General features: G+C 46.3%; 27 protein-coding genes and 1 pseudogene. 9 read left to right on the forward strand and 19 right to left on the reverse strand.

Annotation, left to right across the window (positions count from 1 at the left end):
• Window positions 1-15: 15 nt before the first annotated feature.
• The 18 genes from ABGT54_RS08000 to ABGT54_RS08085 all read right to left on the reverse strand — a co-directional run bounded on the left by ABGT54_RS08000 (window position 16) and on the right by ABGT54_RS08085 (window position 21,015).
• Complete coding sequence (locus ABGT54_RS08000) at window positions 16-627, reverse strand: stage III sporulation protein AG (RefSeq protein WP_346663605.1); 612 nt, start codon at window positions 625-627, stop codon at window positions 16-18.
• Window positions 617-940, reverse strand: a complete 324-nt coding sequence (locus tag ABGT54_RS08005) for a stage III sporulation protein AF (RefSeq protein ID WP_346663606.1) — start codon at window positions 938-940, stop codon at window positions 617-619. The genes ABGT54_RS08000 and ABGT54_RS08005 overlap by 11 nt, the downstream gene beginning before the upstream one ends.
• Window positions 941-952: 12 nt before the next feature.
• Window positions 953-2,221 carry a stage III sporulation protein AE gene (locus tag ABGT54_RS08010; RefSeq protein WP_346663607.1) on the reverse strand — a complete coding sequence of 423 codons (1,269 nt, stop codon included), beginning with the start codon at window positions 2,219-2,221 and terminating at the stop codon, window positions 953-955.
• Window positions 2,218-2,604: a SpoIIIAC/SpoIIIAD family protein gene (locus ABGT54_RS08015; RefSeq protein WP_346663608.1), complete on the reverse strand. Its 387-nt coding sequence runs from the start codon at window positions 2,602-2,604 to the stop codon at window positions 2,218-2,220. Before ABGT54_RS08015 ends, ABGT54_RS08010 begins: the two co-directional genes overlap by 4 nt.
• A gap of 17 nt (window positions 2,605-2,621) precedes the next feature.
• Window positions 2,622-2,816 (reverse strand): stage III sporulation protein AC, encoded by a 195-nt coding sequence (spoIIIAC, locus tag ABGT54_RS08020; protein WP_346663609.1) that lies wholly within the window; start codon window positions 2,814-2,816, stop codon window positions 2,622-2,624.
• A gap of 11 nt (window positions 2,817-2,827) precedes the next feature.
• Window positions 2,828-3,346: a stage III sporulation protein AB gene (locus tag ABGT54_RS08025; protein ID WP_346663610.1), complete on the reverse strand. Its 519-nt coding sequence runs from the start codon at window positions 3,344-3,346 to the stop codon at window positions 2,828-2,830.
• Window positions 3,340-4,278 (reverse strand): stage III sporulation protein AA, encoded by a 939-nt coding sequence (spoIIIAA, locus tag ABGT54_RS08030; RefSeq protein WP_346663611.1) that lies wholly within the window; start codon window positions 4,276-4,278, stop codon window positions 3,340-3,342. Before spoIIIAA ends, ABGT54_RS08025 begins: the two co-directional genes overlap by 7 nt.
• A gap of 155 nt (window positions 4,279-4,433) precedes the next feature.
• A complete protein-coding gene (locus tag ABGT54_RS08035) occupies window positions 4,434-6,521 on the reverse strand; it encodes a polyribonucleotide nucleotidyltransferase (protein WP_346663612.1) in 2,088 nt (695 codons plus the stop codon).
• A gap of 400 nt (window positions 6,522-6,921) precedes the next feature.
• Entirely contained in the window at window positions 6,922-7,809 is an 888-nt protein-coding gene (locus tag ABGT54_RS08040) for a hypothetical protein (RefSeq protein WP_346663613.1), read from the reverse strand.
• 31 nt (window positions 7,810-7,840) lie between these two features.
• Entirely contained in the window at window positions 7,841-8,521 is a 681-nt protein-coding gene (locus ABGT54_RS08045; RefSeq protein ID WP_346663614.1) for a hypothetical protein, read from the reverse strand.
• Between the two features lie 21 nt (window positions 8,522-8,542).
• Entirely contained in the window at window positions 8,543-10,363 is a 1,821-nt protein-coding gene (locus ABGT54_RS08050; RefSeq protein ID WP_346663615.1) for a DUF262 domain-containing protein, read from the reverse strand.
• 16 nt (window positions 10,364-10,379) lie between these two features.
• Window positions 10,380-13,325 carry a DEAD/DEAH box helicase gene (locus ABGT54_RS08055; protein ID WP_346663616.1) on the reverse strand — a complete coding sequence of 982 codons (2,946 nt, stop codon included), beginning with the start codon at window positions 13,323-13,325 and terminating at the stop codon, window positions 10,380-10,382.
• A complete protein-coding gene (locus ABGT54_RS08060; RefSeq protein WP_346663617.1) occupies window positions 13,322-14,254 on the reverse strand; it encodes a DUF1837 domain-containing protein in 933 nt (310 codons plus the stop codon). The genes ABGT54_RS08055 and ABGT54_RS08060 overlap by 4 nt, the downstream gene beginning before the upstream one ends.
• Window positions 14,255-14,275: 21 nt before the next feature.
• The gene (locus ABGT54_RS08065) at window positions 14,276-17,314 is read right to left on the reverse strand and encodes a type I restriction endonuclease subunit R (RefSeq protein ID WP_346663618.1); all 3,039 of its coding nucleotides are present in this window, start codon (window positions 17,312-17,314) and stop codon (window positions 14,276-14,278) included.
• A gap of 3 nt (window positions 17,315-17,317) precedes the next feature.
• Window positions 17,318-18,079 (reverse strand): restriction endonuclease subunit S, encoded by a 762-nt coding sequence (locus ABGT54_RS08070; protein WP_346663619.1) that lies wholly within the window; start codon window positions 18,077-18,079, stop codon window positions 17,318-17,320.
• The gene (locus ABGT54_RS08075; protein WP_346663620.1) at window positions 18,076-19,899 is read right to left on the reverse strand and encodes a class I SAM-dependent DNA methyltransferase; all 1,824 of its coding nucleotides are present in this window, start codon (window positions 19,897-19,899) and stop codon (window positions 18,076-18,078) included. Before ABGT54_RS08075 ends, ABGT54_RS08070 begins: the two co-directional genes overlap by 4 nt.
• Before the next feature lie 88 nt (window positions 19,900-19,987).
• Entirely contained in the window at window positions 19,988-20,194 is a 207-nt protein-coding gene (locus ABGT54_RS08080) for a helix-turn-helix domain-containing protein (RefSeq protein WP_346663621.1), read from the reverse strand.
• 17 nt (window positions 20,195-20,211) lie between these two features.
• Window positions 20,212-21,015 (reverse strand): hypothetical protein, encoded by an 804-nt coding sequence (locus tag ABGT54_RS08085; protein WP_346663622.1) that lies wholly within the window; start codon window positions 21,013-21,015, stop codon window positions 20,212-20,214.
• Between the two features lie 255 nt (window positions 21,016-21,270).
• Here ABGT54_RS08085 and ABGT54_RS08090 point away from each other — a divergent pair, with 255 nt between their 5' ends.
• The 9 genes and pseudogenes from ABGT54_RS08090 (at window position 21,271) to ABGT54_RS08130 (ending at window position 26,559) form a co-directional block, all read left to right on the forward strand.
• Entirely contained in the window at window positions 21,271-21,456 is a 186-nt protein-coding gene (locus ABGT54_RS08090; RefSeq protein WP_195484610.1) for a hypothetical protein, read from the forward strand.
• 246 nt (window positions 21,457-21,702) lie between these two features.
• On the forward strand, window positions 21,703-22,224 hold the full coding sequence (locus tag ABGT54_RS08095; RefSeq protein ID WP_346663623.1) for a sigma-70 family RNA polymerase sigma factor: 522 nt from the start codon (window positions 21,703-21,705) through the stop codon (window positions 22,222-22,224).
• A 156-nt stretch (window positions 22,225-22,380) separates the two neighbouring features.
• Entirely contained in the window at window positions 22,381-22,704 is a 324-nt protein-coding gene (locus tag ABGT54_RS08100) for a DNA ligase (protein WP_346663624.1), read from the forward strand.
• Window positions 22,694-23,833 (forward strand): DUF2800 domain-containing protein, encoded by a 1,140-nt coding sequence (locus ABGT54_RS08105; protein ID WP_346663625.1) that lies wholly within the window; start codon window positions 22,694-22,696, stop codon window positions 23,831-23,833. Before ABGT54_RS08100 ends, ABGT54_RS08105 begins: the two co-directional genes overlap by 11 nt.
• The gene (locus ABGT54_RS08110; protein ID WP_346663626.1) at window positions 23,826-24,398 is read left to right on the forward strand and encodes a DUF2815 family protein; all 573 of its coding nucleotides are present in this window, start codon (window positions 23,826-23,828) and stop codon (window positions 24,396-24,398) included. Before ABGT54_RS08105 ends, ABGT54_RS08110 begins: the two co-directional genes overlap by 8 nt.
• 72 nt (window positions 24,399-24,470) lie before the next feature.
• A pseudogene (locus ABGT54_RS08115) lies at window positions 24,471-25,022 on the forward strand (hypothetical protein); the annotation flags it as partial.
• Between the two features lie 77 nt (window positions 25,023-25,099).
• Window positions 25,100-25,432, forward strand: a complete 333-nt coding sequence (locus ABGT54_RS08120; protein WP_055159092.1) for a transposase — start codon at window positions 25,100-25,102, stop codon at window positions 25,430-25,432.
• Between the two features lie 61 nt (window positions 25,433-25,493).
• On the forward strand, window positions 25,494-26,336 hold the full coding sequence (locus tag ABGT54_RS08125) for an IS3 family transposase (protein WP_346663627.1): 843 nt from the start codon (window positions 25,494-25,496) through the stop codon (window positions 26,334-26,336).
• Window positions 26,337-26,385: 49 nt separating this feature from the next.
• Window positions 26,386-26,559, forward strand: a complete 174-nt coding sequence (locus tag ABGT54_RS08130; RefSeq protein ID WP_346663628.1) for a hypothetical protein — start codon at window positions 26,386-26,388, stop codon at window positions 26,557-26,559.
• A gap of 63 nt (window positions 26,560-26,622) precedes the next feature.
• Here the strand turns inward: ABGT54_RS08130 and ABGT54_RS08135 are convergent, their stop codons facing one another.
• Window positions 26,623-26,805 carry a hypothetical protein gene (locus ABGT54_RS08135; RefSeq protein WP_346663629.1) on the reverse strand — a complete coding sequence of 61 codons (183 nt, stop codon included), beginning with the start codon at window positions 26,803-26,805 and terminating at the stop codon, window positions 26,623-26,625.
• Window positions 26,806-26,827: the final 22 nt, after the last annotated feature.

Here is a 26,827-nt window from a genome sequence, read left to right on the forward strand (position 1 = left end):
ACTCCTCCTGCTCTTTTATTGTCTTGCAACCTGCCTCTTCATTATCCTAATCTTATGCGCTTCTATCCCAAATAATGCCTCTACCGCATCTGCAAGCTCCTGTTTGACCGCACTGTTTCCTCCTCCGGTTGCCACAACCAGAACTCCCCGGATCCCCGGACTTAGTTCTTTGCGGACATAAGGGACTTCTTCCTGCCCCTCTCCTGCGGTATAGACTGTAGTTTCCTCCCTGCTGCTGTTTCTCGTGATCCTTTCGCCTCCCTGGCTGTCGGACTCATTTACCGATTCTTCCGCAGAGGAACTGTCTTTTTCAATTACCTTCTCTGCGGAAGATTCCAGTGTAATCATAACTGACACCTGCCCTGCTCCTTCCACCTGGGACAGGATCCTGGACAGCCGCCCTTCCAGGTCCCGGATCTGCGCGCTTTCCTCTGCGCTGTCTTTTGCCCCTTGCGTGGCATCGGATCCTTCCTTCGTCCCTCCGTCCCCGGAAGGGTCCTGATCCCGGACAGGCAGGGCAACTACTGCCAGTAAAACTCCGGTCAGAAAAAGGATCAGGAGCTGATCTTTTTTCAGTTTCCCCGGAGACCAGCCGGTTATCATTTCTTTGATTTTTTTAAGGTCCAATTGCTATCTCCTCCACATCAATCCCTGCTTTTTCCTCCTGCTCTTCTTCCGGCGCGATCTCCCACAAGATTTCTGAAGCCTGCCGGATCTTTTCCACCTGGGTCTGGTACTCCCTGCTTTTCGATGGTTCTGTCAGGTTCTTCTCCATTCCAAGCAGCTGAAGGGCTGGTGTGAGAAGAAGGATCACCAGGACCATTCCTGTAAAAAAACGGATATATTTTCGATAATCTGACTCCGGCAGAACCTGCATTGCCGCAGTGACCATTACCATATAGAATGCCAGATTTCCCATCCACTCACAAAAAGCATCCAACCACATCCCTCCTTATATCCTGCCTGTCGCCGCCGTCACCACAGCCACTGTTAAAAGAAACAACACTCCCGCTGTAAAAATCACCCGCATCAGAAGTCTGCACCCCTCCCCCACCGTCTCTACCAGCCCGGTGATCCTGGGATCTGACACTGGCTGGATCACTGCTGCCGCAAGTTTATAAAGCAAAGTCATAAACGCCATCTGAAAAAGAGGGACCAGACAGACCGCCACGCAGATCAGCGCCCCTGTCATGCCAATCCCATTTTTCACAAGCACCGCCGTCCCTGCCGCCACCTCGGCCATGCCCCCAAATATCTCTCCCACTCCCGGGATCGCCTGAACCCCGCGGGTAACGATGCTTCGTTTGACCGCGTCGATCGCCGGACTGATCATTCCCTGTACAAGATGGATCCCGGCCACCAGTGCAAGCAGTGTTTTCAATCCCCAGGATATAACAAGAAAGACCAGTTCCGCCGCCCTGGTCAGATAATGATCCAGGGACAGATCATTTAATACCCGAAGGACGATGTAAATGTGGATCATCGGAAGTGCCACTCCGACGATCAGAACTTCTGTCAGATAAATGGAAAACAAAACAAGATTATAAAATGCCACTGCCGTCACACTGCCTCTAGCTACAGAAACCGCCGCAAAAAAGAGCGGACTGAACACACCCATAAACGACGTCAGCGTCCGGATCCCTTCCTCTGTCCAGTCCATCACTGCCTGAAGGGTCTTTAGCGTCAGGGCTGTCATCATAAGATACGCCGCGTAAAAACTGATCTGGGAAAGCTGACTGCTTTGAAACACTCTGGAAAAATTAGTAAATATGGCAGCAATTACTGCCAGCAGAAGGATCGGGCCAAGCGCTTCTTTGCCGGTGCGGATCACATAAGCCAGCTGATCCTTTGCCACTCCAAGGATCAGGTCTGCTGTCAGTTCCAGGTTCCCTTCCAGCACTTCCCCAAGCACCTGACGAAAGGACAGATGTTTCTCCGGAAAGAGTTCCTGCAGCATAGCGTCCACCTCATCATCCTCCATCTGCGCGAGGATCTGTTCCTCCCACTCCTTTTGCCTGCGCTCCCGCTCCTCTTCCTGGTCACCCAGGCTTTCTTCTTCCTGTCCGACAGCTTCGTCGGAACCTGCTTCCCTGTCCGAAAGGCTTTCTTCTTCCTGTCCGGAAACGGCAGACGCATCTGCTGCAGGCGCCGAAAAAAAAGAAAGAGACAGGACACACAGAAAAATCCGGAACCATCTCTGTACAGCATTTCTCCTCCTCATAACAAAAAATCCTGGATGGTGGACAACAGTGTTGTGAGGATCGGCAGACTTAAAACCAGGATCGCCAGCTTGCCGAAGATTTCAATCTGCACCGCTATGGTCTGATAGCCTGCGTCTTTACAGATCCCGGAAGAAAATTCCGCCACATAAGTAATCCCCAGCATCCGGATCAGAGTTCCCACATATGCAGTATCCATGTTGATATACTCTCCCAGCACCGCAAGAGATTCCACCATCACACCCAGCTTTTTTAACACTGCAAAGAAAATAAACAGGCTTAAAAAAATACTAAGATAGATCCCATACTCGGGTTTTCCACTTTTAAACGGCACCGCAAGAAGCACGCCCGCCACCCCCAGAACACCGATCTGTATCATGTCCATCTTCCGTCCCTCCCAAACTACAGCGAAAACAACTCCTGAATCTGCGTAAACAGATCATAGATATACGGGACAATCCAGAAAAGCACAAGCAAGAGCCCGGCAAGACTGGTTAAAAAGGCCTGTTCCTCCCGGCCGCTGTGCTTTAGCACCTGGCTTAAGATTGACACCAGGATCCCCACTGCCGCAATTTTAAACAATAGACTGATATTCATATTCGCCTCCTTCAAATCAGCAAGATAGAAAGGAACAACCCGCCCATCAGGCCCAGGCAGCGGCAAAGGCGGATCCTGGTCTTCATCCCTTCCCTTTTTTCTTCCATAGACAGCCGAAGCTCTTCCAGATAAAGATCCAGACTGCGGATCTGCGCCTCCATATCAATACTGCCAAGCTCCATTCCCAGCATTTCCAGCCGTTCTTTTTCCTTCCCTGGAAGTCTGGATCCGGCAGAAATCACCGACATTCCATTTTTCCAGATTACAGAAAAAGGAATCCCATCCCGTTCCTGCATCTGCTCCGCCATGCCAGAGAGCCACTGATCAAAAGGCGCCCCGACTTCGCCCGCGATTTTTCCAAAGGCTTCCCCCAGGCAGGATCTGCTATATAAGATCTCGCTTCTAAGGGCATACAATACTCCCCGGATATGACGCATTGCCTCGTATTCGTCCTGTACATGTTCCGCAGCAGACATTCCTGCAAGAAGCGAAGCCGCCATGATCAGGACGGCTCCGGCCAGCTTCAGCATACCGGCTCCTCTCTGTACAGCAGCGTTCCACGATTGTCATAGATTCCCAGTATCTGTCCGGCTCTCTTCTGGCTGCCAAGCAGGATATATCTCTCAAAACTGCCGCTTTTGACCAGCTTTTGAAGGAGGGGTTTTCTCCTTAGCTCTTCCATAGAAGCCGCGTGAACCGTCGCCAGGATCCTGCAGCCACAGTGCATGGCGTATTCCATCGCATGTACATCCCGGGCCGTTCCAATCTCATCAACAGCAATGACTTCCGGGCCCATGGAGCGGATCAGCATCATCATTCCCTCTGCTTTGGGACAGCCATCCAGAATATCTGTCCGTCTCCCCAGGTGGTTCTGGGCCACCCCGCGGTAACAGCCGCCAAGTTCCGACCGCTCGTCCACAACCCCTACAGACCTTCCCTGACAGTCTTCATTCCCATCGGAAATCTGCCGGATCATATCCCTCAAAAGAGTGGTCTTTCCACAGCGGGGCGGGGAAACCACCAGTGTATGGTACAGCTGTGTCCTGCCGCTAATATAAGGCATCACCGCATCCGCGCACCCGGGGATCTCATGAGACATCCGAATATTGACAGAAGACACATATTTCAGATTCTTCACCCTCCCATTCTCCATGATCACCTGCCCTGACATCCCTACCCGGTGTCCGCCGCAGGTAGTGATAAATCCCTGCCGCATTTCCTGCTCATAAGCATACAGCGAATAATTGCTGACATACTGTAAAGTTTCCTTCAGGTCCTTCTCCGTCACCACAACAGGTCTCCCCTGACATGTTGGAACCCGCTCCCTTCCGCGATAGATCAGGATCAGGGGCTGTCCGGCCCGCATACGGATCTCCTGAAGAAACGAATAGTCAAGCTTCGCCCCTTCCACTGCGCTTCGAACACTTCCGGACAGCAAACATAAAATTTGATTCTCCCGCATCTTTGTCCACCTCTTTCTACATCAATATATGCCCGGATCAGCAGGATATTCCTGGCAAAATAACAATTTGGGACGTAGACCTTTTGCAAAGGTCTACGTCCCAAATTGCGTTTCAGGGTGTCCCTTTTCGTCAAACACCCTGTACCTTTTTGATTTTATTCTGCCACATCTTTGATGCTGAAGGAGAATCTTCCCATTTTATCTTTGCCAAGGCATACGACTTTTACTACGTCGCCAAGTGTCAGCACGTCTTCTACGCGGTTGACTCTTTCTTTGGCAATCTTGGAAATGTGTACCATTCCTTCTTTTCCCGGAGCAAACTCCAGAAACGCTCCAAATTCTTTGATGCTTACGACTTTCCCTTCCAGTACCTGTCCGGCTTCAAAGTCTGTAACGATGGTATAGATCAGTTTTCTTGCCTTTTCCATACCTTCTGCCTCTGTTCCACAGATGGATACGGATCCGTCGTCCTCAATATCAATCTTCACACCAGTCTGCTCGATGATCGCATTGATGGTCTTTCCTCTTTGTCCTACGACATCGCCGATCTTCTGCGGATCGATCTGCATCTGGATAATCTTCGGCGCGTATTCGCCTACTTCCGGTCTCGGCTCTGCAATCGCCTGATTCATTACTTCGTCAATAATGTATGTTCTGGCCTTCTTGGTCGCTGCGATCGCTTCTTCGATGATCGGTCTGGTCAATCCGTGGATCTTGATATCCATCTGGATCGCAGTGATACCTTTATGTGTTCCGGCTACCTTAAAGTCCATATCTCCAAAGAAGTCTTCCAGACCCTGGATATCTGTCAGTACCAGATATTCATCGTCCGTCTCTCCGGTCACAAGACCTGCGGAAATACCTGCCACTGCGCTCTTGATCGGCACACCTGCAGCCATCAGTGACATAGAAGATGCACATACACTGGCCTGTGAAGTGGAACCATTGGATTCAAAGGTCTCGGATACGGTGCGGATCGCATACGGGAACTCCGTCTCACTGGGCAGTACCGGGATCAGGGCTCTCTCTGCAAGCGCTCCGTGTCCGATCTCGCGTCGTCCCGGTCCTCTGGAAGGTCTGGTCTCACCTACAGAATAAGACGGGAAATTGTAATGATGCATATATCTCTTGGAAGTCTCGGTCTCATCCAGTCCGTCCAGCCTCTGTGCGTCGGACAGCGGCGCCAGAGTGGTAATGTTGCAGATCTGAGTCTGTCCGCGTGTAAACATGGCAGATCCATGTACTCTCGGGATCAGATCCACTTCTGCCGCAAGGGGACGGATCTCATCGATCGCACGTCCGTCCGGACGCTTATGATCCTTTAAGATCATCTTGCGGACGGTCTTTTTCTGATACTGGTAAACAGCTTCGCCTAATTTTTCAAGCCATTCTTCCTTCTCTGCAAATGCTTCTTCCAGTCTCTCTGTAATCTTGCGGATATTTTCTTCTCTGGTCTGTTTGTCATCCGTAAATACGGCTTCTTCCATCTCTTCCTGGGGAACGATCTCACGGATCGCATCAAACAGCTCTTCCGGCACTGCAAAACTTTCGTAAGCATGCTTTGGCTTCCCGCACTCTGCAACAATCGTTTCAATAAATGCGATCACCTTCTGGTTCAGCTCATGTGCCGCAAAGATCGCGTCGATCATCTGCTGCTCCGGCACCTCGTTGGCGCCCGCCTCGATCATGATCACCTTTTCTTTGGTGGATGCAACCGTCAGAGCCAGTTCTGAAGCGGTCTTCTGGGCCTCTGTAGGATTGAATACAAATTCTCCGTCTACCAGTCCCACCTGTGTAGTGGAGATCGGTCCGTCAAACGGGATATCAGAAATGCAGGTAGCGATCGCCGCGCCCAACATCGCCGTAAGCTCTGGTGAACAATCCTGGTCTACAGAGAGCACCAGATTTTCCAGCGTCACATCATTGCGGTAATCCTTCGGGAATAACGGACGCATAGGACGGTCGATCACTCGGTCAGTCAGGATTGCGTTTTCAGACGCCTTTCCCTCTCTCTTGTTAAATCCGCCCGGGATCTTTCCAACCGCATACATCCGCTCATTATATTCTACACTTAACGGGAAAAAGTCGATTCCTTCTCTCGGCTTTTCCGATGCAGTGGCCGTACACAGAACCGTAGTATCGCCATAGTGCATCAGTACCGCGCCATTGGCCTGTTTTGCCACCCGGCCGACATCTACACGCAAGGTTCTTCCGGCCAGTTCCATTTCATACTTTTTGTACATATTTTTCTCCTCTTTTACAAAATATTTCTGCGGACAGCCGCCACCGAAACTACTGAAAAAAGCACTTGCAGCTTCTCAAATGCACTTTTCAGTGGTCTCGGCTCTCACACAGCCGCCCACAATCTTAAATATTATAGCACACCCACCAGAAATATTCCACTACAAAAATCAGCATCTATCAAGACCTTATCTTTGATACAAAAGAAAAAGCCTTCTCCGGTGTGAAAATACCGAAAAAGGCTTGATTTTCTGGACTTTCACGAGCATTTGCTGTCTGTGGAAGCCCAGCTTTTTTATTCTATTGTCGTTGTTTTACCCGAAGCGGACGGTGCCGGAAGTCAATCCAGCAGGCCCGGAATAGGTAAAATTAAAAAGTATGCCAAAATTAAAAGGTTTAAAATCAACAATTGATTCCTTTTCGGAAGCACCATAAAAGAGTATCCTCAACGAATCTGAATAGCAGCAAAGCATCTTCCCGTGAGGGAATATCTTCGTGATGAGGCCCTAATCCAGACATAGCACTATACATCGTCTGAAATAGACGGAAACGATTTGCGCCAGATTTATTATTTATCCAATAGGTGTATATCTTTTTTATGGAAGTTAGTGATGCACCATTGTCAATCACAGTTTCTCCTGTTGCCGCCAAAATCCCCTTTACATAATCATTATCTACCGGATCTAATTTTTTGAAGAAACTCTCAAATAAGGAACGGCAATTATCAATACAGCTTATATACTGTGCATTCCCAAAATTCGTTGTTGCCTCATCATATAGGTGAAGCAACTCACTATGATGCATAGATAGCATAGAACGCAAATAAGATATATCACTACTTCTTTCCGTTGTTCCGTCTGACGAAGGTATAAGAGAATATGTGTAAGTCGTCCAATACTCATCTTCTACTGCTTTAACATCGATTTCGTAACCGATTATTCCGAGATAGTTTGTGAGTTTATCCATCTCACCATCTTCGATACGATGAGTATGGCTCAAAATTACATTAAGAAATCTGAGTAATGCATCTTCTGATGCTTCGATTTCTTGGCATAACAACAAGCATACATATTCAGGATTATACTGGTCATTGTTATTTTGGTATCCTCTATTATACCAATAGGGATTTAATCTGAACGCATAATCCTCGACCAAGCTTGACAATCCTGCTTCGCAAAGAAGAACCTTTCCATCGTCATTTTTCTGGGTACAGCGGCGGAGCAATTTGCCAAAAATCGAATAGATATTTGAACGTGTAATGCGCTCCTTGCTGTCAAATGTTATGCTCAATACTGTCACCTCCTAAGTCTCTATCTATTTCTCAATCATCGTCTGTTTCTTCATCCAGTTCTATTCCGAGCAGCTCTTGAAATCGGTCAAAATTATATGGATACGCATTATCTCCGTAGATTTTCACTGCCTTGTGGTCATTAGAAAAGTATATCTCCAATTCCCACTGTGTTCCATCTAACACCATACAGCCAAATCTATGCAGATCGTATTTGCTGCGCCACTCTCCAATGTGCAACTCACGAAGACCGTCAAGGAACTCATCTTTGCTACAAGGATAATCTGGCTCAATATCGAGATTGGTCGGTTTCAGAAACAGCGAATGTTCAACATCCAAATACAGCCGTTCCTCATCCAATGTGTAAGTGCGAGTTTCATAGCCACCAAAATAACCACCGATTGAAAATACCAGTTTCTTAATATTCGGAATATTAGCATCGAAATCGGCGGCCTTCAACTCACCCTGTGATGGTTTGTATGTTCCTCCCGCTGCTGTTAAGGCTTCCTTAGCCCTCTCAAGATACAAGCGAGCACACCACAAACGGGTAGATTCGCTCGGATGAATTACCGGCTGTTCACCATAGTCTGGATGCTCCATCGTATTTTTCAGGTGGCCCATCTCTTTCTTTAAGCCACGAATAGCTGTCATTATTTGTTCTGCTGATTTTCCTTTTAGGTATTCCTCGTAGTATCCTTCTGGACTTATCATCATGATTGGCCACCTCCTATCATTTTACTTAAACATTTCGTCGTTCCAAACCAAGCGTACCAGCTGCACCAGCAGGGCAACACGCTCCGTAATTTCGGCTTTACCAAACTGGTCATAAGCCTTGAAATTCAGGCCGTTGTCAGCAATAAATTTCTTGAATTTCGGATTGTTCTGATATGCAAGTTGGCCCAAAGACTCGGTATAGATATTACCTTCGTTTGAGCAATATTTACTCAACTTGTAGCCATAGCGGGAATCGTTCAAGCTGGCATTGATGCTCTTATGCAGTAACAACAGAGCGCCAATACTATTTCTCCAGCGTCTGAAATCTTCCTGATCTGTATACTCATCAGTAAACCACTCATAGTGGTCAGTGATGATATGCTCAATTTCAAACGGATTTTTAGTTTGAGTGTTCATGTAGTTGCAGTAGTTGGACGCAACGCCAGTGCTTTCTTCGATAAATCCGGTAACACGGGCCAGAATGTTTTTGATGTACTTCTTGGTAAAACTGTTCAGTCCCAAATCCGGCAGTGCCACTTCAGGCTTGAAATCCAGATTATCGTATTGCTGCTGCAGCTTCTGTTTCAGTGTAGCCACATCGCACATACGAATATCCTTCGTCACATTGAATACAAAATTCTTGATGGTACTGTAGTCCACGGAACGATAATTAGTTACTCTGGATACGATAAGAATATCGATAAATCTTGCTGTCAGGTTGATTTTTTCAATAATTACAGGCCAAGAATCCTCGTAGCATATAGGCGCAAGAAGCATCTGGGGCTGCAAGGTGAAATTCACCTGAGCGTTATAGTATACGTATTTTGTGTTCTCGGCGAAAGTAGTCTCTGCCTGACGGATACGCTGATAAACCTCTGCAAATTTAGCAAATTTCTTTATAAACAATTCAAAATCTGCAGAAGAATCCAATCCCAGCTTATCACGTTCATCACGGACCCATTTGTGGAAGGAGCCACCAATGATATCAAAATCCTTGTTGACCGCACCGGCCTTGGTTTCACGGATGGTTTCTGCATAATGCGCACGAAGCCATGCCTTGATAAAAGTCTCATCGCCTTTGTCGTCGTCCTTTTTCAGAACGAGGACCATGTCTTTCCACACGCCATTCATCTTTTCACGAACGGCATCATCTCTGATTTCAGACAGAATATATCCTTTCAACATTTCTGTAGATGTCAGGCTCAAACCACGGTCGTTCATTGTAACGAAAACTTTATGAGCGTCCTGTTCTGTGGTGGCCACGATCTCAATGAAGAAAACCTTCTCCGCAAGCCAATCACAAAAATGCAGGAGCATATCGTCCGTAATGTCTGCCGGGAATACGTCAACGATATCTGTGTAGCGACCATACAAATTACGAACGGATTCTCCGCAATTTGTTATGTCAAAATCCTTGTTGTTGAAGATGGCCTCCATGCATTCCTGACGGTCATCCACATTGATGTTAAAGGACTTCGTACCAAAAGACTCCGAAAAAATCATAGTCTCGATCATGTTGTAGCTCTGACCGATTTTCTTCAAGCGATTGTTCAAATACATCAGCAGCAATGTCAAAGACGAAAAGCGCTGCTGGCCATCGATAATAGCATTCTCACGTCCAGCTAAAACGATGGACCCCATAAAATATGCGCCATAATCCGCTACAGCCGGACGAGAATCACCCGGCTTATAGTTATCCAGAAATTCAGAGGTAAGGTCGTCGATAAGCTCTTCGATATGCTTACGCTGCCACATATACTCTCTCTGATAATAGTGGATGGAGTATTTCGTATTTTGCAATAATTGTTTTAGATTCTTCGGTGAACCTTCTATCTTTTTCATCGGTGTTCTCCTTGTGTTATTCTTCGTCTTCAAAAAGTTCAACATCGATTTCTTCGGAATCCACTATTCCTATTGGGTATTCACGAATCCATCCAGTAATATGAAGAGTTTTGCCGCAGTACGGGCATTCGCAATCAGTATCGCTATCAAAGCTGTATACAGCATCAGGACCCATACCGTTTTCCTTTTCAAAACTACTTACATCTTGAAGATATTCTTCTAAATCGACTTCAAACTCAATCCCACAATCCGGGCATTCGATAGTTCTGATAAACGAAAGCTTCCAATTTTCCGGATCGTCTTCGTTGTCGGTGAATAATCCGGGAGCATTATATTTAATATCGGCAGCTTCCATTTCTACGCTTGTGTTACCACACGATAGCAGTTCGTTCTTCAGTCTTAACCTTCCGGTACTACCATCTTCTTCGACAAACTCACGATGGTCACGAATGAACGTTGCAGCTTCACGAGAGAAGCCGTTTCTCTGCAGCAGTATGGTCAATGGATTGGTGGTACCAAACTCCACATACTCATACCAATTGTTTTCGAATTCGGTCACATTGTGAATCTTTTTATACTCATTCGAAAATCGCAGAAAGTAGTTAGAAATACTAAACAAGATAATATTTTCAATAACTTCCAGCGTTTCTGCAAAAACGACGTTTCGGTGTTCCTTGGAACGGTCGTTATATGTAGTCGGCGGTTGATACATGGACACACGGAAATTTTCCGGATGATCTCTGCGATATTCTATGGCCTTCTTCATAATAAAACTAAGGCCCGTTCCCTCCATCCACTGACAGAGAATTACAGCATACCATCTGCGCAATGACTCCTTGCCAAGGGAAGATCTTTCATAGGTGTCCCACTCAAAAATAGTGGCGAGCTTGTTTAGAAACTCAATGACATCAGCATATCTGAAGCCGCCGTTGATGCACGGAGGGTATTCCAATCCGTCTCTAATGGCCTTTATAAGCCTTTTTGTCTGGTCGACCGAAGTGTTAATGTCATCATCAGGTAACGTTGGAGAATCCGAAAACTTCGCCCTAATGTCATTCTCATCAGCGACAGACAGCAGATCAGAAAACTCCCTGCGGACAAGGCTGTCTCTGTCTTCCATGATATCCCTGAGCAAAATCAATCCGAATTTGCGCATCATAACATATGATTCTTCTGATTGAAGGGCCTCACCCTCTGCATTCACTCGCTGTGGGATGACAGAACTTCCACTTTTTAAGATATCGACAACATATTGCTTCTCTACTTTTTTCAGGCCTTTTGGATTTGTCGTTATAGAAAGTTCCTGCTCCGGTACCGGTGTTTGCAGCATTTCGATATAATCTTCCGGCTTTACAGATTTTTCTTCGGAAACGAAAAACACATTTCCGTATAGATTGTAGCTGATTCGACCTACACGGCCTATCAAATTTCTGAAATCAACCGGACTCATTGCACTACGGAAAATCTTATTATCAGTAATGAATAGGTTATCCGCCGGTAAATTGACACCTTCAAGCAAGGTGCTTGTGCAAAACATTGTAGTAATTTTTCCAGACTGGAAAAGCGTCTCTATTCTTGTTCTTATAGAGGCGGGCAAATAACCAATATGGTATGCTACGCCTTTTTTGATCATCCCTGCCAGATAATAATCGCCATGAACTTCCCGTGTAATATCACGTGATAAAGCATCAAGCTCTGGATCGTGTTTCTCCAACACTCCCTGTGAGTCAGCAAAATCTCTCGCCGCAGCGATTGCCTTTGAACGACCGTTGTAATACACGATAGTCTGCGATCTTTCATTCTCTGGTAAACGCATATTCTTTGCTTCAAAATAAAGCAACATAGTTTTCAAAGATGTATTTGCTGCTTTTATATCAGCGACCTTTATAACCGATTGCGTATGTTCATTATAAACGCTAACCTTCTGGCCCAATAAATCAAGCAAAAACTTCACTTGTATAACCGGTGAATACGTGGAGGCCAGCTTGCTCTCATCGTTGTTCTCGATTACATCATTCATCAAACGCAAATATACCTGTGGATTAGGTATATTCGGAGAAGCGAAAATGAAATGTGGCTTCTTAGGCCGCTTCAGCAGCATGTCGACCACTTTGTAATAGAATGGGCCACGGCTGTTTTTACCTGAGAGCTTGTGTGCCTCATCCAAAAACAAGTAATCAATTTGCAGCTCCGGCCTGCTGATAAGCAAGTAAAGCAAACGCTCTGGCGTTAGCACAAAAATATAGTTGTGATCTTCTTCCAACGCTATGTCGCTTGCTGCGCTGACAACACGGTAGTTTCGCTTTTCCAGATTGTCATTTAAATCATTTATAATGCTGCTACGAACTTCGTTTATCAAAGCCTTTGTCGGAACAATCAGCGCATAATTTTTCTGAGCGCCCTGAAGGATGATCTCATCCTTAATGAACATGCGCATGATAAACGATTTACCCATTGAAGTAGGCCCAGAATAACTAAAGCATGGGTCATCCAAATGGTCATAGGCAATTTTTTGTTCGCTAAAAAATTTCTTATCTGTGTCTGCCGGTATTGTAAGGTAATCACTTCTATATTGCGCAAAAACACGCTCAAATGTAGAAATGTCCTTGTAGTCAGCATTAATCTTCTGCAAGCCTCTATGGTTTCCAACGCTGGAGAACACAGAGCCTGCATATAATTTGACCAAAGAATTATCCGGGTACAGTTCGTTCAAAAGAACAATAATCTCCTGCGCCCACATTTTATGTCTGACACTGGCTTCCGGATGATTTGACTTGGACAGCAGATCTGCAAAGCGCAGTGCGTCCAAGAGGTCAAATTCTTTAACTTTTCCTTTCGCTTCAAGCTGAAATAGGCGCAACGCATAATTAAAAAGTATCTTCTCATGAATTTCGTTTAGATACTCGTTGCTATCGATGTCAACGAATATGGCGTCGCCTAATTTTTTCTTTTCTTCGCTCATATCAAGTCAACATCTCCTTCCAGCACCGCCTCCATGATGGATTTCTTTTCTTCCTCGGCATCGTTAAAAGGTAGCACATAAATATAAAACGAGTGCATTCCCAAGCCGCAATCCTGAATCTTCTGGAGAATATACGGAATATAACGCTTTATGTCAGCCTGCATTTTCTGTTCGGCAAGTTCCTCGTATTCGTGAACCGGATAGTCTTTACCAAGGCCCAAAGTGTATCCAAGGAACACGCCATACGATGTGTTGTATCTATTGGTTTTTGAAGGATTCGGAACAAGAATATCTTTCACAAGTGCAGCTTCTTCATCTGTAGCCATGCGTTCAAAAATAAGCTGATTGGCCATGTGAATTTCCTGTACCTCGTGCTGTTCGATACGGCAAATTTTCTCGAAAGCACCGTCAATGGCATAACCGAGGTCACCGACAATATTGGAAGAGCCAAACACCACTTGATGGTACGGGCGTCCTGACACACCACTGGTTAAAAGATGAATGCTGTCAGCGATGCTGTCATACTGCTTTCCGTCAGTGCTAATTTCGACTCTGCTCATCAATTTCGGTGCATGGAGCTTTTCTTCCATGAAAGTGTAATTTAGCACCTCGCCCAATTCGCCACCAGTACCCTGAACATCAGCACCGCCGTTTTTCTTAATCACACGCAGCGCCTGCGATACAACAGCATCTCTATTTCCGGCCTGACTGAACTTTTCGAGCTTTGCTCTGGAAAACACATAGTCTCCCATGCTCATATACAGATAAGCCTTCAAATCCTCCACATTGATTTTGTTATTACGAATTACAAGGTGAAAAAGGCGCAGTTCTCCCTCGGTGGTCCAGCTAACCGTTTCCGGCTGCTGAACTTCCTGAAAGACCGAATCGAAGTCACCATGTGTTAATGTTTTCGATAGCGCTTCTGCCATACTGCGCCTCCTCACCCTAAATTATTTCTTGTCCGTTCCGTAAGGAGCCGTTTCTTCAGCAACCTTACTTGCCGGAGCTTGATAATCTGAATAGTTTATTGTTTTCTTTGCGCCTTGCTTTTTACCCTGCGGCTCATAGGTCATATTAAATACCAAATCAGAGAGCCACTTCTTGAAGGACGGATTATCTTGGAATTGCTTAAACAGTTCCATATTGTCTGCCATGATTGCAAAGATAACCTGCTGCAATGCACGTTCACTTTCCATACGGGCATTCTGCTCGTCGGAGTTCTTCATTGCATTTTGATAGCGCTCATCCTTTGCCACCATATCAGGAATTTCAAGAATCTGTCTGCGGACATTGTCTGCATCGTTCCAGTTGATGTTGCCGAACATATCGTTGAAGTCATTCAGAATGATAGACAGCAGGTCCATTTCAGGATTGACGATATGTCCGGTCTTACCAGCCGGTACCGGTGCTACCTCAGAATCCGCATCTTCCAGCTTAATAGACATACACTCCTGTGCTTCCAGACGATAGCTATCCAAATCAATAACGTCAAGAATGCCTTCGGAGAAGTCATCGTCACGAGGCGACGGCAGCTTCGGAATCAACAGATTCAGGAAAATGGAGAGACGTTCCCAATCTGCGTTTCCATAAGGAAGAATTGCACCAAGGAAACCGTATGTACGGCAAAATGCCTTAGCAGCGCTCTTAAACTTAATCTGATCTTCTGTGTCAAGGTCCTTATAAATAGCTGCACAAGCATCCAGAATCGGATCGAGTCTATCACGCTCTGCGCCATTCAAATACAGGTCAACCAGCTTTTCAACGTGGCTCTCAGAATAAACCTGATAATCTTCCATCGTTGCGATAAGATCATACAGCTTATTCGGGTCCGTTTCACCGGAAAGCAAAGTGGTTCTGTAATATCTCGAAAATGCCTCTTCAATCATTGCAGGCTTGTTATAGAAGTCTAATACGAAGGTATCATGCTTCTGCGGATGGCAACGGTTGAGACGAGACAAAGTCTGCACAGCACGGATGTCATACAACATCTTATCCACATACATCGTATGAAGCAGAGGCTCGTCAAAGCCAGTCTGGAACATATCCGCTACAATCAACAGACGATAAGGGTCTGTCTTAAATGTAGCCGGAATCTTAGCATCCGGGAAGCCATTCATAGCTGCAGAAGTCAATGCAGGCTCCTGTCCCTGATACTTGTGTTCTCCAGAGAATGCCACGATTGCCTTGTAAGAGCTGTGTCTGTTTGCAAGGCACTTATTGATTGCATAGTAGTATTCGATACAGCGAGGAATGCTGGAGCTGACCACCATAGCACGGGCCTGTCCACCAATCTTTCCTTTAGAGATGACCTGCTCGTGGAAATGCTCAACCATCATTTCTGCTTTTTGTGCGATGGTATAAGAATCACTTTCTACAAATGAACGCAGCTTCTTTTGCGCTCTCTTCTTGTCGAACATCGGGTCATCCTGCACCGTCTTCATGAGTTTATAGTAGCTGGCAATCGGTGTGTAGTATTTCAGCACGTCGAGAATGAAGCCTTCTTGAATGGCCTGCTTCATCGTGTACACGTGGAATGGGCGATGTTTTACATCGTCGCCATCCTGATACGGAACACCGAAGGTCTCCAGCGTTTTATTTTTCGGAGTGGCTGTGAAGGCAAAGTAGCTGGCATTAGTCAGCAGCTTACGGCCTTCCATCATTGCATTGATTTTATCCTCATTATCCATCTCATCTTCGGAGGCAAGGCCGGAAAGAGCCAAGTTCATCTGGGCAGAGTTACGTCCACTCTGGCCGGAATGGGCCTCGTCAATGATAACTGCAAAACGATTCTGCTTATGGGACGCACCGATGTCCGGCACGACATAAGGGAACTTCTCAATTGTTGTGATAATAATGCGCTTTCCATCTTGAATTGCTTTACGCAAATCACCGGAATGTTCAGCCCAAGCTACCGTATTTGCCACCTGCATAAACTGCTTGATGTTATCACGAATCTGCTTGTCCAGAATACGGCGGTCGGTAACAACCAGCACAGAGTCGATCATCGGATGACCGTCCTGCTCCAATCCAATCAGCTGGTGGGCCAGCCAAGAGATAGAATTTGACTTACCGGAGCCAGCACTGTGCTGAATCAAATAACGCTTGCCGATACCGTTTTCCTTTACATCAGCCAGCAGTTTTTCCACGCAATCCAGCTGGTGATAACGAGGGAATATTTGCTTTACAGACTTCTTCTTTGTTTCTGAGTCCTCTTCAATAACAACCTGCGCATAATTTTCAATGATGCGACTGAGCTTCAGCTTGGTAAGAATATCCTTCCAAAGATAGTCTGTCATCAGGCCATCTGGATTCGGAGGATTACCGGCACCATCATTGTAGCCTTTATCAAAAGGCAGGAACCAGCTGTTCTTACCGTCCAGCTTTGTGCAGAATTTGATTCGTGCGTCGTCAACGGCAAAATGCACCATGCAGCGCTTGAATTGGAATAACAGTTCTCTTGGGTCACGGTCAGTCTTGTACTGCTCAACTGCATCGTCCACATCCTGCTTTGTAAGCTGATTCTTCAGTTCAAAGGTGATGACCGGCAGGCCATTGATGAACAAGCAGATATCCAGCGCCAGATAGGTAGCATCCATAGAATACTGCAGCTGTCTGGTGACACTGAAAACGTTCTTTTCAAACATCTCCTTAGCCTTGGCGTTATTCTCGGTCGGTGTCAGATAGAACATGATCAGATTTGCCGGATAGATTTTCACACCATTGCGTAGCACATCAATAATGCCACGCTTAGCAATCTCACCCTGCAGGCGATTTAGAAATTGCTTCTTTTTCAAAGCAGATTTGAAAACGCCTAACTTCTCAAGCGCATCAGGCTGCGTGTCCTGTAAAAACCTAAATAGGCGTGTTTCATCCACGGCATACTCACGATTATAGTCAGCATTCGTGCCTTGCTCATATCCATTGTGATCTACCAGCCATTTTACGATAAGGGTCTCAAGACCACTTTCTTTTGTGTTGGTAAATGCCATGTTTTACACCTCCTCTGTCACACCCTCATCTTCTTCAGCCTCTGCTTCAGCTTCATCCTCAATATACTCATACTCAGGGATGATAATATCTCGTACATCAATTTGACCGGTTACAGCAGCCGAAATAAGACTCGTTCTGTATTCATCAATCAACATCATTTCTCTTGCCAGCAACGATTTACTCGAAGCAATGATGTTTCCTTTTGTAATCGCTTTTTCGGGAATCAATCCATTGAAAACCGAAGTTTTCCATCTCAAAAACTCAAGAATCTGATTTTGTTCTTCGATTGTAGGAAATGGCACATATATGTTTTTCATTTCGCTATATCGTGTGGTCCACAAGTCAGCTACAATACCTCTACCGTTTCTATAAAATTCCTCGATAAAAGTGTGGCTACGTAACAGATAATGATAATATAGTGACGTATTCTCTCTCGGCGAAAGAATTATATTAATCAAAGATACTGACCCGTCATACTTTGAGAATCCACTTGATCCTCGCCTGTCCGAACGACTATTAATAACAAAATCGCCTGCAAGTACCTTTTTTCTGTTTTCACTATCCTTGGATTTAGCTGCGGTATCGAGCTGAGGAACAACACCAAACTTGGTCACAGAAAGAGGCATATATTCCAAAGCCGAACATTTTTCAGATCGTTCTGTGAACAAATCATTGATCTTTTTCATTTCCCAGTGTTTGGGGATTTGTGGAATCCATTCAATTCCCGTTTCTTTGTAATCCGGATACTTTCTATATTCGCTCATGATAACACCTCACTCAAAATTCCTGCCATCTGCATTTCAACATCTTTGATATCAACGGCAATTGTATCAATATCTCTGATTTGTCGAGGCTCAAAGAAATATTTTGTAAAAGTCAATTCATAACCGATCAGTGTTTTCTTTTCGTCTACCCATGCATCCGGAGTATACGGAAGAATTTCTGTCTTCATATATCCATCAATCCCACCCTCGTATTTAAAAGGAACGATTGCTGTATTGGTTCTTGTTTTATCGACAATCGGGCGTCCCTTCTTGTCTTTTTTGACATTTCCTTCTGAATCGTACTCAGGCAGAAGAATGGTAATTCTCCAGTGACCGAACTCGTCGTTATCAAAACATTTGCTCACAGCACTTTCTTCCATACTCATGAATATGCGAATAATCTCGTTTCTAAGAGCAGGGGTAATTTCAGCATTCTTTTTTCCCATATTCTTCCACATGGATGACTTCATTTCAGTGGCATTAATAAGCTGAACTTTTCCTTTTCTTTCTTCTGTTTTTTTATTTGACAACACCCAGATAAATGTCCCTAACGGAGTGTTGTAAAACATGCCATCTGGGAGAGCAATAATAGCTTCTACCAAATCATTCTCGAAAAGAAATCTTCGAGCATTACTTTCGCCACTACCAGCATCACCAGTAAACAATGAAGAACCGTTATGTACTTCTGCAATACGGCTTCCCAGAGGAGTGTCTTTTTTCATTTTTGCTACATTATTTAATAGGAATAACAACTGGCCGTCACTAACTTTGGGCAACATAACCAGCTGAGTTCCATCTTCGAGGTATGCATTAAATCGGCTATCCAGAATATCTTTTTTGCCACCCATTTTTTCAGCATCAGTTTTCCAGCTTTTTCCGTAAGGCGGATTTGCCAACATAAAGTCGAACTGACGAGTAGCATGGCCATCTGCGGAAAGAGTAGAGCCGTATGCAATGTGTTCAGCCTGTTCGCCGTCACCTTTCAAAAGCATGTCTGCCTTACAAATAGCGTAGGTTTCCGGCTGTACTTCCTGACCAAATAAATGAATAGAAACTTCCTTTCCTCGACGCTTCGCTAAAGTTAAAAGTCTGTCTTGAGCCACTGTGAGCATACCACCCGTACCACAAGCTCCGTCATAACAGGAATAAGTTGCATCCATCAATCTGTCGGCAATGGGAAGAACAACTAAATCGGCCATTAAATCAACAACGTCACGGGGAGTCCAGTGTTCACCAGCCTCTTCATTGTTTGCCTCATTGAATCTCCTAACCAATTCTTCAAAGACGGTACCCATACCGTGGTTATCCAATGCAGGCAGCTTGATTTGTGTTTTCGAGTCATCCTTATAAACCGGATTAGGACTGAGGTTGATATCATGAGAAATAAACTTCTCAATGACAGCACCGAGAATATCGGCCTCAATCATCGTATCGATCTGATTTTTGAACTGGAACTTTGCCAGAATCTCCTGTACATTAGGTGAAAAGCCATCCAGATAGGCTTCAAAGTCTGCCTTTAATGTCTGCTTCTTTGCACGGCTGGTAAGATCACGCAAGCGGAATGGCGAAGCGTTACAAAACGCCTGTCCAGCAGTATTGCAGAGTGCAGGCCACTGATTTGTGATACCCGCATCATCCAACATTTTCTTCATTTCTAGAACTGCCGGTTTGGTATCTTCCAACATGGCGTCCAAACGGCGAATGACCGTCATTGGCAGAATAACATCACGATACTTACCACGAACATAAATATCTCTCAAGCAGTCGTCTGCGATTCCCCAAATAAAATTAACAATTGCATTATGCACTTGATTATCCATAATTTTTCGTTCCTTTCTGATTTGTATGAGCAGCTACTTGCACTGCACCATACTAATTAAATCATATCTCCTGTCCGATATTTGGGACTTATTCTTCATTTTTTGCATTTTCTGCGGCACCACCGGAGCGAATCCATTCATCCACTTCGGATAATTTAAACTTCCACAGACGTCCAACCTTGTAAGCAGGCATATTTCTTTTTGCAATCCACTGCAGGATCGTTTCACGGCCTACACCAAGATGTTCCTGCACTTCTTTCAAGGTTACCCATTTTTCTACTACTTGCTCGTTCACGCTATTTCCCTCCATACTTACGTGCGTTTGAATTTAGCATCAATTGTTACTGAGAATAATGAATCTCTTTTCGGGAAGCAGTTTTCTCCATCGGAGTCCTGCATCTCCCAAAAACAATGAAAAACTCCATCAAAGCCACGGCCATCAAAGGTCGTGGTTATTTTTACGCTTTCTTGCGGTTTGACGGTCGGAATTGGAATTTCTGAAGGCGCAGCCTCCGGTCTATCCTTCGGCCCACGACGGTACACAAGTTTTCTGTTTACCCACATGACCTTGCCAGCATTCATAATCGACCACGTGTGACTCACGGTCTGGTGGCTCTGAATCTTATATGTTGGATTTGTGCCTACATACACATCGTCACCCGGATACAGAGGCTTAAAGACCGATACTGTCGTTTCATTATCTGGTGACGCAGCTTTGGCTTCCTGATAGGCAGCTAATATAAGGTCGTCAGCTTCTTCGTCATCGCCACAATCAATCAGTGCCTTCATCTGCAGCGCTAAGGCTGTGGAGAGGACTTTTTTATTTGGCTCGCTTTTTTCGGGAACGCTAAACGCCAACAACACATCCATGACCTTGCCATCGGCGATGTTTTCATAAAAGAAATCTTCCAACGCTTTCTGATTGTCATGGCCTCGAAGATCTGCTTTCTGGGCCTCTACAAAAACTTTATCTCCACTGTACAACTGTCTTTTGTAACTGACAGATATATACGCAGTTCCACCTGCTGCCTTAAACAATCCATCTATGAAATTCTCTCGATTAGTGATTGTGGGACAGGATGGATATATCCCTTTACAAAAGTTTTCGAGTACCACTGCGTCACCTCATTTCTCCATGCTGCAAGTCGCAGCTACACTTATATATTATTTATTATATCACATAAACCCACAAAAAACAACACTTCAAAGGCATCGAAAGTTCTAACAAGTTGTAAACTCACTAAAACTCACTCCTCAAAAAAGCGTTATTCGAAGTGTTAAAAGTGTTATTTCGCCTGCATTTGACCTTATTTGAAGTGTTATTGTCGACTGGTATCCTTTTAGTAGATCGATGAAAGGCAGGTGAAATTCATGAAATTATCCAAGAGAGACTGGATCATTAACATCGAGAATGCCGCTTCCAGAGTGGCAGCCGAGTACGGCAAAGCCGTGGTTGATTCTGTGTTCCGTCGTTACGGCGCTCACAGCCTCAGCGATTTAGCCTCTTGCTACTACAGCGAAGTTTTCGCCGATTTAGAGCAGATCGCCAACGACTAAAACAAAAAACGTCCTGAGCAAGACGTTAAACTACTTTCTCCGAAATCAGCTCACCTTCTTCGTGGCCACGAGGTGTGTTCGCAGCTGATGGACGAGAGAACTTTAATATAGAGTGCCAGCTTGCGAACGGCTGGTCACCGGAATGAAGCGGAGAAATCCGCATGAGGTGACCATCTATGACAATCAGAACTGGCAGCCATACCGGTTATCTCCGCTTCGGTTTAACAGCCGAAAGGAGTAAATCGTATGGCAAACAAAGAAAACCAGAGTAAAACAGAAACCCGTCGTATCTACATCCGCAGCCAGCGTCGCTGGCAGGAAGTACCCGAAGAAATCTATCAGGAACATACCCGCTTCCATGATACCTACCGTCACAGAATGCAGGACCGTGGCCTCTGCTGCTGCCCTCGCAATAAATGGTGGGTCTGCAATGCCGACTGCTTGACCTGCGAATACCGCAACGCCGACGTCATCGCTTCATTGGATGCACCGATTGGTGAAGAGGACGATGACCTTGTTCTAATGGATACCATTGCTGATGAAAGCGTGGCCGTATCTGAACTTGCTTCCGACCGCATCGTGTTGGAGCAGCTGTTCAAACGCCTCGCTGACCTGATGCCGGAAGCCGAAAACATCGGTAAGCTGCGCATGCAGGGCCTCTCCGATGAAGCCATCGCCAAGGAAATCGGTATCCCTCGCACCACGTTTCTGTCCCGCATCAAGGCAGCAAAGAAGCTGCTGGCGCAGGAATACCCGGACTTCTTTTAATAAGTAGACAAGCACTCTGGCCGCTGGCAAAACCGGCGGTCAGAAACTTTTTCAAAAAAATCTTCCTTCCCTTCGTCAAAAGCCATCGCTCATCTCCAAAAGGGAGTGTAAGGAGCAGAAAACAAGCTGCTCCACCACGAACAGGAGGTGAACAACATGAGCAAAATGAGCGAAATGGCTATGACCATCGAAGAGTTACGCACTGCTGCCGCTGCTATTACTGATGCCGCCAACTATCTGGCGCAGCTGTTTTCCGGTGAGGAAACAGATAAGCAGCCGGAGACATCCGCACCGGTGCAGAAGCCTGCATTGACGCTGGAACAGGTACGTGCAGTTCTTTCTGAGAAATCCCGTGCCGGTTATACAGCAAAAGTGCGTGAGCTGCTCCAGAAATATGGTGCCAGCAAGCTCTCTCAGGTGGACCCGTCCAATTATGAAGCGCTGCTTCGTGATGCGGAGGTGATCGGGAATGCCACCTAAAGCACACGCTATTTTATCAGCGTCCTCATCCCATCGCTGGCTGCACTGCCCGCCTTCTGCAAGGTTATGTGAAACCTACGAAGACAAAGGCTCCGATTACGCTGCCGAAGGGACCGACGCACACAGCCTCTGTGAATACAAACTCCGCATGGCACTGGGCATGGAGGCAACAGACCCGACCGAGCATCTGACTTGGTATAACGAAGAAATGCTGGACTGCGCCAACGGCTATGCTTCCTACATCTTAGAACTGGTGGAAGTTGCCAAAGAAACCTGTGCCGATCCAGTGGTCCTCATCGAACAGCGAGTAGACTTCTCCTGCTGGGTAGAACAGGGATTTGGTACATCAGACGCCATCATCATTTCTGACGGGACGCTCCGTGTAGTGGATTATAAGCACGGCCTTGGCGTTCTGGTGGAAGCAGATAACAATCCGCAGATGATGTGCTACGCACTCGGTGCCTTGGAGCTGTTCGATGCCATTTACGACATCGATACCGTGGCAATGACCGTGTATCAGCCAAGACGCCAGAACGTATCCACTTTCGAGATGTACAAGGATGACCTTTACCGCTGGGCTGATGAAGTCCTGAAACCGACCGCAGAGCTTGCCTTTGCCGGTGACGGAAACTTCCTCTGCGGCGAGTGGTGTGGCTTCTGTAAAGCCAAGCATGAGTGCAGGGTCAGAGCCGAAGCAAACCTGATGCTGGCGCAGTACGATTTCAAGCTGCCTCCTCTATTGGAGGATACAGAGATCGAGGTCATTCTCTCCCGTGCAGACCAGCTGGTTTCTTGGGTCAACGATATCAAAGAGTACGCACTCCAGCAGGCTATCTTTGGTAAGGAATGGACCGGCTTCAAACTGGTTGAAGGCCGCAGCAAGCGTCGCTACACCGATGAGGCTGCTGTTACCCAGACCGTAACCGACGCAGGCTTTGACCCGTATGAGCGCAAGCTCCTCGGCATCACTGCTATGCAGAAGCTGCTCGGCAAGAGCCGATTTGACGAACTCCTGTCGGCCTATATCGAAAAGCCACAGGGCAAACCCACACTTGTACCGGAAAGCGACAAACGCCCGGTCATGAATAATGCAAAAACTGATTTTATGGAGGAAAACAATTATGAGTAAGAATGTAAAACCTGTAAATCCCATGAAGGTCATCACTGGCCCTGAAACCCGCTGGAGCTACGCAAATGTCTGGGAGCCTAAGTCCATCAACGGCGGCACTCCTAAGTATAGCGTGAGCCTTATCATCCCTAAGTCCGATACTCGCACTGTTGCCAAGATTAAGGCTGCTATCGAGGCTGCCTATAAGGAAGGCGAAGCGAAGCTCAAGGGCAACGGTAAGACCGTACCTGCGCTCTCCATTTTGAAGACTCCTCTTCGTGATGGCGACCTTGAGAGACCTGACGATGCAGCCTACGCCAATGCATACTTCATCAACGCCAACGCTACCACTGCTCCCGGCATCGTGGACGCAGACCGCAATCCTATCATGAGCCGTTCCGAGGTTTACTCCGGTGTCTACGGTCGTGCCAGCATTACCTTCTACGCTTTCAATAGCTCTGGTAACAAGGGCATCGCCTGCGGCCTCAACAATCTCCAGAAGATTCGTGACGGTGAGCCTCTCGGCGGCAAGGCCAGCGCTGAGTCCGATTTCAATACGGATGAAGATGAGGATTTCCTCGACTAATGACCTGATTTCCCAGCAGGGCGGCGGAGCAATCTGTCGCCCTGTTTGGGTATGGAAAGGATGTGACAACGCATGAAAACACTCAGTATTGATATAGAAACCTACAGCAGCACTCCACTGCAAAAGTCTGGTGTTTACCGTTATGTGGAGGCTGAGGATTTTGAAATTCTGCTCTTTGGCTATAGCGTGGACTCCGGTCCAGTGCAGATCGTCGACCTTGCCTGTGGAGAACACATTCCAAAGGAAATCCTGCAGGCGCTTGAAGATGAAGCTGTCACCAAGTGGGCCTTCAATGCCACTTTTGAACGCATCTGCCTCTCTCGTTTCTTGGGCTATCCTACCGGCGATTACTTAAATCCCGAAAGCTGGTGCTGCTCCATGATCTGGGCCGCTACTATGGGACTGCCTTTGTCGCTGGAAGGTGTCGGTGCCGTTTTAGGCCTTGAGAAGCAAAAGCTCACTGAAGGCAAAGACCTCATCAAGTATTTCTGCCAGCCTTGCGCTCCTACCAAATCCAACGGCCAGCGTACCAGAAACAGACCGTTCCATGCGCCAGACAAGTGGGACGCCTTCAAGAAATATAACCTTCGAGATGTGGAAACGGAAATGGGCATCCAGCAGCGTGGTGTGGTATAAAAAAAGTTGACAGCTTATTCTCAAGGATTTCATAATAAAACCAAGAGAATAAGGAGGTATTCAAAGTGGCACGTAAATATGACCATGAATACAAAGTACAGGCAGTAAAACTTGCCAAAGAAATCGGCGGCGCTAAGGCTGCTAAAGAATTAGGGATTCCCGAAGGAACCATCCATACATGGCTGAAAGCCGTAAGGGCCGGTAAGCTGGATATTGGGGAAGGTTCCCATACCCCTGCCAGTGCAATGAGCCTGTCAGAAGAGATTACCATGCTGCGTAAGCGGGTTAAGGAACAGGATAAAGAAATCCGTCGCCTGAAGGAAGAAAACGAATTTCTAGAGGAAGCCAGCGCTTTTTTCGCCGCCAGCCGTCGGAAGTCAGTAAAAACCAGAGAATGATATTTCTGGCTTTGAAAACAGAGGACGGCAGGATTACCGGAAAATTTCATTTTATTGCCGGATGCTTGGTATCAGCCGGCAGGGCTTCTATAAATATCTCGCAAACAAAGACCGTCCATGGAAGTACCAGGATCTGGCGGATGCCATGAAAGAAATCATCAGCGAGGATGAATGTAACGATACTTATGGACGGATCCGGATGTATCAGGCGCTGTTGCTGAAGCAGCCGGAGGGCGTACATATACCCAGTGAACGGACCGTATACCGGGTTATGGATCAGATCGGCCTGAGCCATCGGCCAAAGAGAAAGCCGAATGGACTTACAAAGGCAGACCGGGAAGCCATGAAATCGGATGATCTGTTGAAGCGGGATTTCCATTCAGATGCCCCATTAGAAAAATGTATTACAGATATCACGGAGATCCCGGCGCGCAATGGGAAACTGTATGTATCTGCGATTTTCGACTGTTTTGATCTTAGTGTCCTCGGTCTGTCAATGGGGACAAACATGAAAGCAGATCTGTGTATCCAAACACTGGAAAATGCCCTGACTGCATATCCCGCATTGGAAGGAGCGATCATCCACAGTGACCGTGGGACACAGTATACCAGTGAGTCTTACCGCCAGACCATCCGGGAGCACCACATCCATCAAAGCATGAACCGTGCAGGAGGACGCTGCCATGATAATGCACGATGTGAGAGTATGTGGGCCAGAATGAAGACAGAGCTCCTTTATGACCGCTATGACACAAGGCAGATGACGGTAGAGGAATTAAAGGCGCTCATTTGGAGATACTTCCTCAGCTACTGGAATAACCGGAGGATCTGCTCTGCCAATGGCGGGCTTCCTCCCATGATAAAACGCAGGCAGTATTATGAGGATTTGGAACTGGCAGCATAGTCAGTGATATCCTTGAGATAAATGTGTCAACTAATCTTGACAATATCAGATGCAGACCCAGAGAGCCGACATTGAAGCCTTCATTGAGAGCTTCGAGGCCCTGCCGGAAACGCTCACCGAGTTCAAACTGGAAAACTGGCACTCGCTGGTGGATTATGCCACCGTCTACAGCATCGACGATATCCGCTTCACCTTCAAGCACGGACAGGAAGTACAGGCATAAACCCATAGACGCAGAAACGCCTCACCACTGGATTTGATTCCGGCGGCGAGGCGCTTTTTTCTGTTAATCTTTGTAATTGTACTTTTCTGCTTCAGATTCCGGCACATATTTAGCACAGCCTTCACCTCTATCGTATACGATTACCGTTCTTTCTCTGCCATCATCCTCATCGTAAGGATGGCAATATGGGCAACGAGAATATTCGGACTCATCATAAACACGATCGCAATTTGGACACATCTGCATTCTTTTCACCTCCTCGATTTCA

The sequence above is a fragment of the uncultured Merdimonas sp. genome, from assembly GCF_963929015.1.
GTDB lineage: Bacteria > Bacillota > Clostridia > Lachnospirales > Lachnospiraceae > Merdimonas.

Excerpts from the sequence above, each read along its gene's own strand:
- ABGT54_RS08010 (WP_346663607.1), bottom strand. The coding sequence starts at position 2,221 with ATGAGGAGGAGAAATGCTGTACAGAGATGGTTCCGGATTTTTCTGTGT.
- ABGT54_RS08015 (WP_346663608.1), bottom strand. The coding sequence starts at position 2,604 with ATGGACATGATACAGATCGGTGTTCTGGGGGTGGCGGGCGTGCTTCTT.
- spoIIIAC (WP_346663609.1), bottom strand. The coding sequence starts at position 2,816 with ATGAATATCAGTCTATTGTTTAAAATTGCGGCAGTGGGGATCCTGGTG.
- ABGT54_RS08025 (WP_346663610.1), bottom strand. The coding sequence starts at position 3,346 with ATGCTGAAGCTGGCCGGAGCCGTCCTGATCATGGCGGCTTCGCTTCTT.
- spoIIIAA (WP_346663611.1), bottom strand. The coding sequence starts at position 4,278 with ATGCGGGAGAATCAAATTTTATGTTTGCTGTCCGGAAGTGTTCGAAGC.
- ABGT54_RS08035 (WP_346663612.1), bottom strand. The coding sequence starts at position 6,521 with ATGTACAAAAAGTATGAAATGGAACTGGCCGGAAGAACCTTGCGTGTA.
- ABGT54_RS08045 (WP_346663614.1), bottom strand. The coding sequence starts at position 8,521 with ATGATGATAAGTCCAGAAGGATACTACGAGGAATACCTAAAAGGAAAA.
- ABGT54_RS08050 (WP_346663615.1), bottom strand. The coding sequence starts at position 10,363 with ATGAAAAAGATAGAAGGTTCACCGAAGAATCTAAAACAATTATTGCAA.
- ABGT54_RS08055 (WP_346663616.1), bottom strand. The coding sequence starts at position 13,325 with ATGAGCGAAGAAAAGAAAAAATTAGGCGACGCCATATTCGTTGACATC.
- ABGT54_RS08060 (WP_346663617.1), bottom strand. The coding sequence starts at position 14,254 with ATGGCAGAAGCGCTATCGAAAACATTAACACATGGTGACTTCGATTCG.
- ABGT54_RS08065 (WP_346663618.1), bottom strand. The coding sequence starts at position 17,314 with ATGGCATTTACCAACACAAAAGAAAGTGGTCTTGAGACCCTTATCGTA.
- ABGT54_RS08070 (WP_346663619.1), bottom strand. The coding sequence starts at position 18,079 with ATGAGCGAATATAGAAAGTATCCGGATTACAAAGAAACGGGAATTGAA.
- ABGT54_RS08075 (WP_346663620.1), bottom strand. The coding sequence starts at position 19,899 with ATGGATAATCAAGTGCATAATGCAATTGTTAATTTTATTTGGGGAATC.
- ABGT54_RS08090 (WP_195484610.1), top strand. The coding sequence starts at position 21,271 with ATGAAATTATCCAAGAGAGACTGGATCATTAACATCGAGAATGCCGCT.
- ABGT54_RS08095 (WP_346663623.1), top strand. The coding sequence starts at position 21,703 with ATGGCAAACAAAGAAAACCAGAGTAAAACAGAAACCCGTCGTATCTAC.
- ABGT54_RS08100 (WP_346663624.1), top strand. The coding sequence starts at position 22,381 with ATGAGCAAAATGAGCGAAATGGCTATGACCATCGAAGAGTTACGCACT.
- ABGT54_RS08105 (WP_346663625.1), top strand. The coding sequence starts at position 22,694 with ATGCCACCTAAAGCACACGCTATTTTATCAGCGTCCTCATCCCATCGC.
- ABGT54_RS08110 (WP_346663626.1), top strand. The coding sequence starts at position 23,826 with ATGAGTAAGAATGTAAAACCTGTAAATCCCATGAAGGTCATCACTGGC.
- ABGT54_RS08125 (WP_346663627.1), top strand. The coding sequence starts at position 25,494 with ATGCTTGGTATCAGCCGGCAGGGCTTCTATAAATATCTCGCAAACAAA.
- ABGT54_RS08130 (WP_346663628.1), top strand. The coding sequence starts at position 26,386 with ATGCAGACCCAGAGAGCCGACATTGAAGCCTTCATTGAGAGCTTCGAG.
- ABGT54_RS08135 (WP_346663629.1), bottom strand. The coding sequence starts at position 26,805 with ATGCAGATGTGTCCAAATTGCGATCGTGTTTATGATGAGTCCGAATAT.